General features: G+C 39.2%; 12 protein-coding genes. All 12 read right to left on the bottom strand.

Annotated elements, in window-relative coordinates; translation table 11 throughout:
• Window positions 1-3: 3 nt before the first annotated feature.
• The 12 genes from CN378_RS18110 to CN378_RS18060 all read right to left on the bottom strand — a co-directional run bounded on the left by CN378_RS18110 (window position 4) and on the right by CN378_RS18060 (window position 12404).
• Window positions 4-1557 carry a phytoene desaturase family protein gene (locus tag CN378_RS18110; RefSeq protein ID WP_098353893.1) on the bottom strand — a complete coding sequence of 518 codons (1554 nt, stop codon included), beginning with the start codon at window positions 1555-1557 and terminating at the stop codon, window positions 4-6.
• A 17-nt stretch (window positions 1558-1574) separates the two neighbouring features.
• Window positions 1575-2075 (bottom strand): glycosyl-4,4'-diaponeurosporenoate acyltransferase CrtO family protein, encoded by a 501-nt coding sequence (locus CN378_RS18105; RefSeq protein ID WP_098353892.1) that lies wholly within the window; start codon window positions 2073-2075, stop codon window positions 1575-1577.
• A 150-nt stretch (window positions 2076-2225) separates the two neighbouring features.
• Window positions 2226-3722, bottom strand: a complete 1497-nt coding sequence (locus CN378_RS18100; RefSeq protein WP_098353891.1) for a phytoene desaturase family protein — start codon at window positions 3720-3722, stop codon at window positions 2226-2228.
• Between the two features lie 3 nt (window positions 3723-3725).
• Window positions 3726-3896: a hypothetical protein gene (locus CN378_RS22730; protein ID WP_179884970.1), complete on the bottom strand. Its 171-nt coding sequence runs from the start codon at window positions 3894-3896 to the stop codon at window positions 3726-3728.
• 63 nt (window positions 3897-3959) lie between these two features.
• Entirely contained in the window at window positions 3960-4847 is an 888-nt protein-coding gene (locus CN378_RS18095) for an alpha/beta hydrolase (RefSeq protein WP_098353890.1), read from the bottom strand.
• A gap of 739 nt (window positions 4848-5586) precedes the next feature.
• Window positions 5587-6462, bottom strand: coding sequence for an alpha/beta fold hydrolase (locus tag CN378_RS18090; RefSeq protein WP_098353889.1), 876 nt, complete (start codon window positions 6460-6462; stop codon window positions 5587-5589).
• A gap of 197 nt (window positions 6463-6659) precedes the next feature.
• Window positions 6660-7028, bottom strand: a complete 369-nt coding sequence (locus CN378_RS18085) for a phosphotransferase family protein (RefSeq protein WP_098353888.1) — start codon at window positions 7026-7028, stop codon at window positions 6660-6662.
• Window positions 7028-7540 carry a phosphotransferase gene (locus CN378_RS18080; RefSeq protein WP_098353887.1) on the bottom strand — a complete coding sequence of 171 codons (513 nt, stop codon included), beginning with the start codon at window positions 7538-7540 and terminating at the stop codon, window positions 7028-7030. Before CN378_RS18080 ends, CN378_RS18085 begins: the two co-directional genes overlap by 1 nt.
• The gene (locus CN378_RS18075) at window positions 7537-8235 is read right to left on the bottom strand and encodes a class I SAM-dependent methyltransferase (RefSeq protein ID WP_098353886.1); all 699 of its coding nucleotides are present in this window, start codon (window positions 8233-8235) and stop codon (window positions 7537-7539) included. Before CN378_RS18075 ends, CN378_RS18080 begins: the two co-directional genes overlap by 4 nt.
• A gap of 530 nt (window positions 8236-8765) precedes the next feature.
• Window positions 8766-9791 carry an ABC transporter permease gene (locus CN378_RS18070; protein ID WP_098353885.1) on the bottom strand — a complete coding sequence of 342 codons (1026 nt, stop codon included), beginning with the start codon at window positions 9789-9791 and terminating at the stop codon, window positions 8766-8768.
• Window positions 9788-10654 (bottom strand): ABC transporter permease subunit, encoded by an 867-nt coding sequence (locus CN378_RS18065; RefSeq protein WP_098353884.1) that lies wholly within the window; start codon window positions 10652-10654, stop codon window positions 9788-9790. Before CN378_RS18065 ends, CN378_RS18070 begins: the two co-directional genes overlap by 4 nt.
• A gap of 46 nt (window positions 10655-10700) precedes the next feature.
• Window positions 10701-12404, bottom strand: coding sequence for an ABC transporter ATP-binding protein (locus CN378_RS18060; protein WP_098353883.1), 1704 nt, complete (start codon window positions 12402-12404; stop codon window positions 10701-10703).
• Window positions 12405-12425: the final 21 nt, after the last annotated feature.

Here is a 12425-nt window from a genome sequence, read left to right as displayed (position 1 = left end):
TCACTATTGTGACAATCCCCTTCCAGCCTTGATGTTAGTTGAATAATCGTACAGATGGCCTGTATCATCCTGGATCAGTTCCTGTGCGGTGATCCTGGCTGATAACAGCACGATCGGGACACCTGCACCGGGATGTGTACTGCTTCCGGTGAAATACAGATTCTCACAATGGCTGGCCTTGCTTTGCGGACGTTTGTGGTTGCTTTGATCCAATGTTGGCTGCAAGCCGAATGTGGCCCCGCGATAGGCATTGAATTTCGACTCGAAATCCATTGGTGTCGTATACGTTTCCGTGACAATCTCCTCTTCAATGTTTTCAAAGCCTGGGATATTCTTTAATTCATTTAAAATATAGTTTCGGTAATAGGAAATGGTTTCCTCGTCCCATTTATAATCGGCTGTTGCGATATTTGAGACAGGCATCAGAATGTACAGACCGTCCTTCCCCTCAGGTGCAAGGGATGGATCCTTCTTTGAAGCGATGTACACATAAAAGGAAGCATTCGTCAGTTTCTTCCCGTCAAAAATATCCTCCAGGTTCTGATTGAGCTTTTCGTTAAAAATGAACGTATGTACATGATCGACTTCTTCATACTTCCTGTTCATCCCCAGATACATCAGAAAACACGAACAGGAGTAGTTCATGCTGTCGATCTTTTTATCCGTAAATCTCCCTTTAGAAGCCTTGTCCTTCACCAGGTGCTTCATGGCATAAGGGAAATCTGCGTTACAAACCACGTAGTCCGCAGATATTTTCTTTCCGTCCACGATAATCCCGTCCGCCTTGCGGTTTTGAATAGATATTTCCTCTACAGCCTTTCCATAGTGAACGGTTCCTCCAAGTTCCTTGAAGAGCCTCTCCATCCCTAAAGCCATCGTATACATACCGCCTTTGATGAACCATACGCCATATAAAAATTGAATCATCGGGATCATCGTATAGAAAGATGGACTTTTCAGAGGGGAAATGCCTATGTACAACGTTTGAAAGCTGATTAACTGCTTCAGCCGCTCATTCTTGATGAATCTCCCCATAAATGTGTCTGCCGTGTCATACGGTTTCATTTGCAGCACTTTCTTTAACAGGGGGAAATTATAGAAATCAGTTCGTTTGCGGAAAGGTCTTTGAAGAATGTGATGCTTCGCGATGACATACCGTTTATAAATTTCATGCAGGTATTGAAAAAATCCTTCCGTATCCTCTTCGCTGAGGGATTCGATGGTCTTGGTCATTTGGATCAGGTCTGTCGAGATATCAAACGGCTGGTCGGGAATATCTGTGAAGTAAGCCCGGTAAATCGGATCCAGTTTTTCCATCGGAATATAATCATCCGGATCACGGCCGCATAATTCGAACACTTCCCGATACAGTTCCGGCATCATGACGATGCTGGGACCCAGATCAAATGTGTAGCCATCCAGTTCAATTCGATTCATTTTGCCCCCGGGGGTGGTTTCTTTTTCAAACAACTCCACCTGGTACCCCGCGTGCTGAAGTCTTATGGCACTGGCAAGTCCTGCAACACCTGCCCCAATGACAATAACCTTCTTACTCATTACATTCCCTCATTTCCTTACAATTGTCTGCTTGATTTCCTGCCAAGTCCTGACGTGATGGCCGATATGCGCCCCCGATTGTACCGTTGAACCACGATAATCGGAAGGTTGAAGACAAGGGCATACAGGATCATCACCCATCCTGCCCAAGCTGGATTCCATATGAAGAACAGCGGAGCAGGGAGAATGGAGAGCAAGTGGGTGAACTCCGCGCGTTTCGTTTCTGCCGCAAAGACCATCAAGTCCCTCTCCTTCGTGCCATGCAACCCTTTTTTGCTGTATCCCTTTTTCAAAAAAATCGTGCCATCCAGAATGAGCCCCTTCCACGCTTTCACCCGGAATAGACGCTGCCATAATTCTCCGGATCGTTCAAAAGGGAAAGTCCGAAACCAGAAATGGTCTTTCAGAAACCAGCTCAAAGGCAGTTTCAAGCAAACGGCCGAAATGGCGAGATGAAAGAACGTCCAGGCAAGCACATCAATGATAATGATCCAATGGACAGGCAGTGATACGATCATGACATAACTCCTTATTTTAAAAGGTACAATGGTTTAAAATAGCCACTTTCTTAACGTTTTCAATGCTTTTGAACATGAACGTAGTAATACGTTCTTTAATCGAAGAAAACCAGCCTTTCCGGTCATGTCTCCAGAAAGGCTCGATCATCTTCAGGCAGGGGATGAATCCCTCTCCACAATTTGTTCGCCTACAAGCTGGCCGCTCAAGGTCACCATCGGCATTCCGCCGCCGGGGTTCACTGTTCCCCCGACAAAATAAAGGTTGTCGTACCGTTCACTCTGCTTCGGATGCTTGAACCCTTTATTCTTCTTTTTGTCTGAGACGGTCCCATAAATCGCACCGCGGTCGGAGCCATACGTGCGCCTGATATCTTCCGGCGTCCACATATCACGGGTGACAATGTTGTCACGCAAGCCATCAAGACCCATCTTCTCCAATTTGATCAGGACCCGCTCAGCGAATTGTTCATAGTCGGCTTGAGTATACGGATTTTCATCCCGGATGAAGGGGATATGAGGCAGGACTTTGATGTTTTCGTGTCCTTCAGGGGCCTGTGTCGGATCGGTCTTATTGACGTTAACGAGATAAATGACCGGATCCTCAGGCAATTCACGACGGTGGAAAATCGATTCCATTTGCTGCTTCATATTTTCGGCGAAAAAGAAATTATGATGGCGCAGCTGCGGATAGCTCTTCTTCACGCCCAGATGCATGACGAGACCGGAACTCGCCGGTTCGAATTTCTTTTTTAATTTTTTAATATAATGGCTGTCTTCCTCCAGTAAGCGCTCGTAAACCGGTATGACTTCCATATTGGAAACAAAATAATCTGCCGTAAGTCTAGTCCCGTCTGCCAAAACGGCTCCTGTGATTTCGCCATCCTTCTTTTCAAGCTTGACGATCGGCTTTCCAAGGTGGAAGGTAACCCCCACTTCTTCCGCCAGTTTCACGAGACCGTCCGCAAGCTTGTGTAAACCGCCGGGAACATACCATACGCCCTGGTCATGCTGCATGTAGATCATCATATTCATCACGGCCGGCGCATCGTAAGGGGACGAACCGACGTACTTGATAAAATAGGAGAGCATATCGCGAAACTGCTCATTGCTGATCCGCTTATCGAGGGATCTATGTACGGTCGATAACAGGTCAAAGTTCTTCAAGGCCGAGAACAGGCCCGTATGCTTCATCATCCCTCTCGTCGAATCCACACCATGCTTAAATAACGTTTTATCCGTCATATCATAGAGGGTTTTCGAATAATCGAGCAGCTTCTGATATTCACGAATGTCCTTTTCAGTGAGAGACCTGTTCTTCTCCCGCATGTCGTTCACATCTTCATATAAGTCTATGATATTTCCATCGGGGAAAAAGGAACGCCATTGATGATCCAGCTTCTCAATCGGGACATAATCCTTCATGGACTTTCCGCTGGCCGCAAACAATTTCTCAAAAATCTGCGGCATCGTCAAAATGGACGGACCAAGATCAAAGCCAAAGCCGTCTTGATCCAGCCGGTTCAACTTTCCTCCAATGTGATCGTTTTTTTCATATAAGGATACATCGTACCCCGCCTGTGCAAGTGAAATGGCAGCCGACACCCCGCCGAGTCCGCCTCCAATGATAAGTACCGTTTTATTTTTCAATGGTCACCGTTCCTCCTGTTCGGAAATCTTGTTTAGAGCATATATGTTTTCTACACAATACATGAAATTCGCCTGTCCTTGTGCCAGTTCCATATCCATCTCCTCCAGACCCATCTCTGGATCATCGACTATATTCTGTTTGTTCAGACTTTTCTCAGCATCAAGTCTGCACATTCTGCCCTTATCTTATACCCTCTCTACCTTTAAAGGAAAACGTTGGATGTGTTTTGCCATGATTCAATAGAGAGGGGCTTCAGCCACAGTCTTGATTTTCCCTGCGATCATTTGCCAGGCCTCTTCTGCTCTTTCCTGTGGTCCCAGATGGGTAAACGCATGGGAACAGCCCTTGAATAACGCCTCTTGAACGTTCACCCCGGCTGCTTTTAATTTCTCCACGTAACATTCCGCTTCCGGCCTGAATGCATCGGACTCAGCTATGAGGATCAGGGCTGAGGCTAAGCGGCTGTTAACCTCGGCACGGACAGGGGAAGCGAGAAGATGCCCCGCCTGCCCCTGCACTGGGAGATAGCAGAGATGGATGAAATGGGCTACTCCGGGAAAGAGCGAACGCCACTTGCCCGGTTCCGGCTTCTCCGCGTGAGGGGTGACGAAATCCAGCATTGGGCACGATAGCACTTGGAGCAAGGGCTGCTCGTCCCCTTTCTCTTCAAGGTAGAGACAAAGGGCTGCGGCAATATTGGCACCTGAGCTCTGTCCGCCTACCATGACCTTTTCTGCATCAATGCCCAGTTCCTCCCCTCTTCCCTTCATCCATTGAATGATCTCATAGCCCTGCTCAATGGCCTTCGGAAAAGGATACTCGGGTGCTTTGCCGTATTCGACATTCAGAACAACGCATTCGGCCTGATTCGCAAGATAGCGGCAATAGGGATCATCTAGCTCCTTATCATTCATGATGAACGCCCCGCCATGGAAATTGATATAGACAGGGAGCTTTTTCTGATTTGCTGCTAAAGGATAGTAGAAGGAAATGGAAGTGGGCCCGACAGATGTTTCAACGAACACATCTTTTTTCATTTTTACTTTCTGCTGAGGGATCATAGGTGTGTGTTTGGATTGATTAGAATAGAGGCGCAGTAATTTTGCGATAATCATAGGGAACATACACGGAACCTCCTTTTATGAATAGAGTATCTAGCATTCTACGAAAATGGAGCAAGTCCATCTTTCTCCTGTCTCTCACACTCTTTTCACTATTCCCCGTTTGTTTCACGGATAAAACTAGGAAGGTTCGATATGACAGTCCGTTTGTAAAGATACGGATTTGAATAGATAAGGATCGTTAGGCTTTCTATTATCTAGTATTCCACAAAAAGTGGCATAACCCTTTTTTGTGAACGAGTTGGGGACAGTTCTTATCTTATTTACAGATTATTTAGAGAAAACCTCTGGAGTTAGTATGAAGAAAAATGAAAAAGACCATCATAACTGTTTCTAAGAGGTTTCGTTAAGGAAGGGAAAAACCTTATCTCCCCCAATTAGCAGTAGAAATGTCGTTGTGAATAGCACTACATTTAACAGTAAAAACCCCAGAGTCAGAATTGCCTCTGGGGTTTCATGAAATAACTATCTAACACTAGGCTTTTTTCCAATTCATTAAACCTGTTTAATCATATTAACTCCTGCTACTTCAAAACCAATTCTTTCATTGTAATTCCCAAAGAATTTTCTTTATTGTAATCGTACCGTATCCCATATTTCTATATTCTATTAGCACTCTTCTTTTCAATGTCTTTTTAAGTTAGTGAATAGTGTTGATTTTTAAAACATTAAAGAAAACTTCATATTGATTTGAAGTTCCCATGTTGCATTAAATCTCCATGGTTAAAAAAAGATACAGGGGTTAGTAATAATCCTTTAAAAACTCTACAATATCATTGTTAATTTTTATCAGATGTTCTTCAGATGGGAAATGTCCCATATCGTAAGTCTTAAATGCAATTAAATTTGGAATGATTTCTCTAGCTGCTTTATTTAATCTACTTTCAGGAAAAAAGACATCTTTTTTCCCTGCTATGATGAAAGTGGGCGAGCTATAATTTGATAATTCTTCCTTCGTAGTTAATTTGGGCATTTCTTGTTCAAGTCTAATATATTTAAATACATCTCCAATAATTTTTTTATCAATTTCTCTCATACTGTTATCTGACATAATATCAGTTATTTTATTGAGATATTTTTGTGATGATGTCCCCTGAAATAAGACTAATGGAAGTAAAATATCTTTAATCATTCTAATCTTAGGACCTAATCTTATTCCTGCTGGTGATACCAATACAGAACAGTCAATTTTGTCTGGCATAAATGTGGCCAATCTCAAAATAATCCCTGCACCGTAGGACGGACCAACAAATGCACTACTATTTATATTAAAGTAATCCATTAGTTCCTTTATCCACTGGGCAAAACTATTGTCCTTTGCCGAAATTCTACTTTCACCACTGTATCCTGGATGACCAATTGTATCTGGTGCATAAACTCTGTATTTATCTACCAGTGGTAAAAACCAAGAGAAAGTCATTGGATTTATACAATTACCACCCTGAAATATAAAAATAGGTTTTCCTTCTGGTGGTCCTGCTACAAGAATATGTGTTTTACCATAACTTGTATCTACATATATCTGCTCAACATCAAAATCAAACGACTTTAGATAGTTATCGTAATGTTGAGAAATAAGTCTTTTCCCTTCACTTTTATAAATGGTTTCTTTCCCCAAAAAACATCCCTCCCCTATGCTTATAGAAACCGACTCAAATAATGGTCAAGGTATTTTGTCACCAATCCATTGAAACGATTCATCCAGCTCTTCAAGCGACTGTGATAACCATTCACATTTCAACTAACCTGCATAAGGCCAACAGTCCGTGATCAATTAGCTGATCTTTAATTAGCTGGTTTAATGAAAGAAGCAAATTATAAAGCCTTCATTATTTTTCCATGGAGATGAGCGAAGCGCTTCAATGCACGACTTCCTTGAGATTTTTCACCTAACTCTTCAAATAAAAGAGTGAGCATAAGACTGGTGTCCAGTTGATACAGCCACCTCACCAAATCTGGTACTCGGTTAATTTCTTTCTCAAAACCATCATAATGATCAATAAATTCGTCACTCAAGCAACCGTACTCATTGATTCTCATCAATTCCAATACAGGGTCACCCACCAAGGCGTTTGTCCAATCAAAGAGACCGACTATTTGCCGATTCTTGAAAAGAATATTTTCAGGTCTTATATCCATATGTAATAATTTATTTTCAGCAGGATACGATTGGAATACTTTCATCAATTCGTGCTTGCTTGGTAAAGAATGGAATGATTGAAAATAGTATGGAAATTCTTTATGTTTTTGGAGATTCGCTCTGGTAAAACATCGTGTGCATTACGTAAAAAGGTTGAAGGAACGTTGATTTGATGAATTGCTTTCACAAGCTTCCCCACCTCATCTAAAGGGGGATCAATAGCCGTGTCACTAGGTACATACTCTTGAATGATGAAATTCAATTCTTCCCCTTTATGGAAAAGGTGAATTTTAGGGACAGGTAGCCGATGTTGGTAACAAAACATCGTTAATTGATATTCCTTCTCCAGTCCTTCTCTAGAAGAGATTCTTTTTGTCTGATCCTTGCTCATGGTGTGCCAAGGTACTCTAATTACGACTTTCCCCCATTCAAGAGTCTGTCCAAGAAACACACAATTTTCCACACCAGAAGCAAACGGGAGAATACTGACTAACCTACATAAATGTTTACATTCTCTCTCAACTTCTCTGATGAAATTATCTACTATTGTACTCATTTTATAAACAAACCTGCTAAAAGATCGGATGAACCAAACGTCTTCCCATCCCAACTCTCGACCATTCTTCGCATTTCTAACGGCTCAAATTCGCTGAAAATATCTGTTAACGATTCTAGTGTGTACCCTAAACCTCCCATCAAAGTTCCTTTTTGATACACTTCTATATCAGATAATTCAGCACCTCCTAAACTTCCCCCAACAGCAAAACAAGTAATTCCAAAATGACCGTTTTCTTTTAGTCCTCTTTTCAATAACTCAATATAGGTAATTCTCCTGTGGGGGGCTAGATGGTGAAAACAGCCGGAGTCATAAATGAAATCATATTCTCCCTTTTGTACATTCAATTCAAATATATTTTCATGAAAATACGTAATAGCGAGACCTCTTTCGTCCGATCGCTCTTTGGCCCAATCTAATGAAACCTTCGATATGTCTACAGCATCTACTTCAAACCCATTTTCAGCTAAATAGATGGCGTTTCTTCCTGCTCCGCATCCGAGATCTAGTACTTTTCCTGCTTTGACTATTCCTTTTTGTATATAGGAAACTAGATTCTCATCAGGTGTATTCTTAAAAATTGGAATCTTCTTATCTCGATCGGAATAGAATTCATCCCAAAAAATTGATGAATCTCTTACTAGAGAATCTAACATTGCTAATAAATCAGCGTAAATTTTAATGGTTTCAGGCAAAATAAACACTCCTAACAATTAGTGGTAATTTAATTATACTAAAGGAAATGAAATCCATTGTTTCTACCATTTTACATTAGTGTTATTTCAATGATGGAACGATGTCTTCATTTCACCTCAGAAATCTTTTATAACCACCGTAAGAGCCCTATGATTCATCACAAATTCATTTTTAATGCTGTTATACTCTCGTTTAATAGAATGCCTATGGTAGTGAGTGTTGCACCTTTTAGAAGAAATTAAAAATGATGATTTCCTACTAAATATTACATTTGTTACATTTATGTAACAAATGGGGATTATTTCTAATTATTTTCTAATATCTTGCCTCGACTTGCCGGAATAATAACAAATTAGAACACACTTTATACATAAATCACTGGCAATTAATATAGGGGGCAATCGGGGATTTATATTATGATCAGATGCTGGGATAAGTGAAGGATTAAATTTCTTCTCAATAAAAAATGAGGAAATGCCAAAATGGCATTCCCTCACTTGCTCTTGTCTTGAATTAAAATAGAATATAATTAAGCATGAAAATGGTTCGTAACCCTAGAAAAATCAGCATCAGTTTTTTGATCCATCTTCTTGTTTAGTGCTGTGCCCCCATCTTCTTCAGTAGAGGACAAGGCCACTTCTTCACCTTCTTCCAAGAGACGCTCAAGCCCCTGGGCAATGCCTGTTAACGATAAAATCGTCAAGGCAAAAAAGGCCATAGGGACCATAAAGATCCACCACCCATTATACAATTCAATAAAGTTCATCGACATCATCCCTGACCATTCCTGCACGATTGGCAAAGGAGGATCACAAAATGGTCCGTAACAAACCTCAGTGCCTCCAAAGTACAGTTGAAAGAATCCTAAGTGAGCGATGATTAAAAGGACTTGTATCGTAATTTTAGGAAAAATGATAAAGAGTCGCAGTTTTAAATGGGGAAGAATATGTTTCCGAAAGAGAAAAAACTGACTTCCTCCCAATACTCTCGCGCTTGTCACAAACTCTTTTTGAAGAATCTCTTTTGTTTCATTCGAAATTAAGATTGCCGTGGTAGGGGCTGTCAATACGGCTAAAGTAATCACTTGTAATATGACTCTCTCTTGAAAACTTGTTTCAAATCCTTTAGGGGGCTCCCATAACAATGGATATAAAACATTATATGCGATAATGGATTGGGGGATAAAATAGAACGATGTGAACATTGTTTGAGTCCATTTCTTCGCTCTTGATTGAAGAAACCCACCGACGACACCAACATAAAATGAAAGTACAAAACTGAGAATAGAAATGACAATGGCTGCGCCAAGTGTATACTGCGCCCCTTCCAATACTTTATAGAAAAGGTGATCTCCTTTCCGGTCCGTTCCAAATGGAAAATCAGCTGATGGAGGAAACGGCGCATCTCCAATGATTTTTCCAGCATCGTCATAAAGAATAAATGTATTAGGGATCTTCCCATCCGTAACATTAAAGAAAATGCTCCATCCAACTAACACAACGATGAACATCAAACAAAAGGTAATGATAACATGATGTCGGTTAAATGTTCTCAAAGACTCATCTCCTTCCCTATTTTCTTTGAAATCATAAGCTGGAGCAATTTCAATAGAAGATATAATGGAATGAAAAGCATAATCGCGGTGATAGCAAAAATAGATGGAGTGTTATAGGAAAATAGAAAAGATGTGACCCCAAAGACATTAAATAAATATTCTAAGATTAATAAATTGGAGAGCATCATCCAAATAATCTGCTTTCCATGATAGGTTAAACTGACCAATACATTCCTCATCATATGAATGAACATAATCCGGTATTTACTGAGACCTTTCCCTTTAGCAAGTTCAACATAAGGAAGCCCCTCTTCTTCTTTCAGAAAAGACACCATAGAACCCAAGAAGAAAAAAGTCGGCAGGATACTGAGGGTAATAGCGGGGAACAGAACCACCTGGTTCTCACCCACTGAAGCCACATCAATTAATAGAATACCTGATTTCTTAAAATACCAAACAACAAAGATTTGAAGGATTCCTATGACAAAAATATCAGGTAACGCACCAAGGTAAAAAGAAACACCTTGCATGATCTTCCTAATCCTTTTGCCGACCGAATAATAAATCACTAAAAGAATAATAGAACTTGTGAGGGCCATACCCAGGGAAAGAAAGAATATTTTCGCGCTGCTCAGAAAGGCAATGAATATGATAGGAAATAATGGGCGTTCCACGTCTGCAACAGGATTAGTGTACACTAACTTATGAGGCGCCAGTAATTCCTTACATAAACTGACTAATTCCTCAGCGTATGTAATAAGGGAGAATGTTTGGTCTTTGTATATCCCGGATGCAGCGCTGACGAGAATAATCCCGATTATGATCAATAACGCTTCTCCCCATGATTGTTTGAATTTAATCATGCTACTCCCCCTTATAATAAAAATTAAATAGAAAATAAAAAAATATTTAATATTTGAATCCCACTACTTCCTCCTCTTTATTTAGTTCTTGATGAAATAAATCCATTGAATTTTTTCTTATAAGTTGGCCATTTACCAATTCATAAGTGACATCTGTTCTTCTAGCTAACTCTAGATTGTGAGTTATCATAATGATGATTTTATTTTTTGATTTTAACTCAATTAAATACTCTATAAGTTCATTTGCCGAGCGTTGATCAAGACTAGAGGTACCTTCATCTAATATCAACACATCATAATTCTTTGCTAAGGCTCTTATAAGGGCTATTCTTTGCCTCTGACCACCAGATAAATTCATTCCATTTGTACCTAAACTATATAAGTATTTAGAATTCAACGTATTAATAAAATTGTGAGCACCAATTTGCTTACTTATTTCAATCATAGAATCGTCAGTTAAACTATTATTGGCAAACAGAATATTTTCCTTAATGCTTTTATTAAAGAGATAATAGTCTTGACTAAGATAAGAAATTTTCTTGTAAAGATTTTCAACTTCCCAATCTTTTATTGGGATATTATTTATTACAATCTCCCCATCTGTGTGTGAAATCGATTTCAATAAGAGTTTTATTAAGGTCGATTTACCTACTCCGCTAGAACCGACAATTGATACCAATTCCCCTTTATTAAAACAAATATTAACATTTTCTAAAATAGGTTTGCTGTTTTCATATTTAAACGATACGTTTGCAAACTTTATTTTATCAATAGAATGATAATGATTTTCTACACCAATTTTATTATTAGATGAATTGATTATTTCAGAGAGTCTTTTTTTCGCACCGAAAGTTGATTGATAAGAATTATATATTTCAATCAGAAAATTAATCGGGCCAAATAAACTCATGAAATAAGAAAGCATTGCAATTAAAGATCCCAACGTTATTTCACCTATTGACGTTAAATATCCACCGATTAATAAGACAATGATAAAAGAAAACCAATAGATAAAAAAGTTGCTACCATTTGACTTACCCAAAACTCGTGATAAGTTCTTCGTTGGTTGTAACATTTGGTTAAATGATATATTCATTTCATTTATACTTTCTTTTGTTTTTGTATGATAAATAATTTCTTTAGCTCCCATAAGGTTATCATGGAGATTAGCATTTATTATCCCTACAGTATCTTGGTACGCCAGCGAATTATGACGAATTTCACCCTTGAATCTGTTAGATATGAATATAGAAATTGGCAAAAAAAATAAAACTAATAAAAGAACAATCTTGCTGACAAAAAATAATACCGTGATTGAAAAAATAACCTGAACGGTTATTTGAAGAAGCGTGGGAATAAAATCCCTGTAAATCCTGATTATTTGAGGAATATCAGATTGAAACAACGACATTATTTCTCCCGTCTGTTGCTTCTCAAAGAACAATAATTTTTTTTGTATCAACTTTCTATAAGTTTTGCTCGATAGATCAATCTTTATCTTTTCACTCACAATTTGTATTTTTTTATGGCGATAATAATTGGCAAATGAGGTAATAACCAACAATATAAAAAAAATGAGAGAAATGATCCAGAATAGATTAAAACGATTATCTATAAAAACCTCATCAATTAATAGTTTATTGATTAAGGGTATAAAAGATGGAAATAATGAAGTTAAGAGGATACATAATGCTATTCCAATCCACTCTTTTTTATATAGACGAATATAATGACTCGATATTGTATTCATAATCCTCACTCCTATTATTTA

Origin of the sequence: Bacillus sp. AFS015802 (assembly GCF_002561455.1) — a bacterium.
Taxonomy (GTDB): domain Bacteria; phylum Bacillota; class Bacilli; order Bacillales; family Bacillaceae_B; genus Rossellomorea.
Note: the sequence above shows the minus strand (reverse complement) of the source record. Positions and strands in the feature narration are given on the sequence as shown.

Excerpts from the sequence above, each read along its gene's own strand:
- CN378_RS18080 (WP_098353887.1), bottom strand. The coding sequence starts at position 7,540 with ATGAGTACAATAGTAGATAATTTCATCAGAGAAGTTGAGAGAGAATGT.
- CN378_RS18065 (WP_098353884.1), bottom strand. The coding sequence starts at position 10,654 with ATGATTAAATTCAAACAATCATGGGGAGAAGCGTTATTGATCATAATC.
- CN378_RS18105 (WP_098353892.1), bottom strand. The coding sequence starts at position 2,075 with ATGATCGTATCACTGCCTGTCCATTGGATCATTATCATTGATGTGCTT.
- CN378_RS18095 (WP_098353890.1), bottom strand. The coding sequence starts at position 4,847 with ATGTTCCCTATGATTATCGCAAAATTACTGCGCCTCTATTCTAATCAA.
- CN378_RS18060 (WP_098353883.1), bottom strand. The coding sequence starts at position 12,404 with ATGAATACAATATCGAGTCATTATATTCGTCTATATAAAAAAGAGTGG.
- CN378_RS18085 (WP_098353888.1), bottom strand. The coding sequence starts at position 7,028 with ATGAAAGTATTCCAATCGTATCCTGCTGAAAATAAATTATTACATATG.
- CN378_RS22730 (WP_179884970.1), bottom strand. The coding sequence starts at position 3,896 with ATGTGCAGACTTGATGCTGAGAAAAGTCTGAACAAACAGAATATAGTC.
- CN378_RS18110 (WP_098353893.1), bottom strand. The coding sequence starts at position 1,557 with ATGAGTAAGAAGGTTATTGTCATTGGGGCAGGTGTTGCAGGACTTGCC.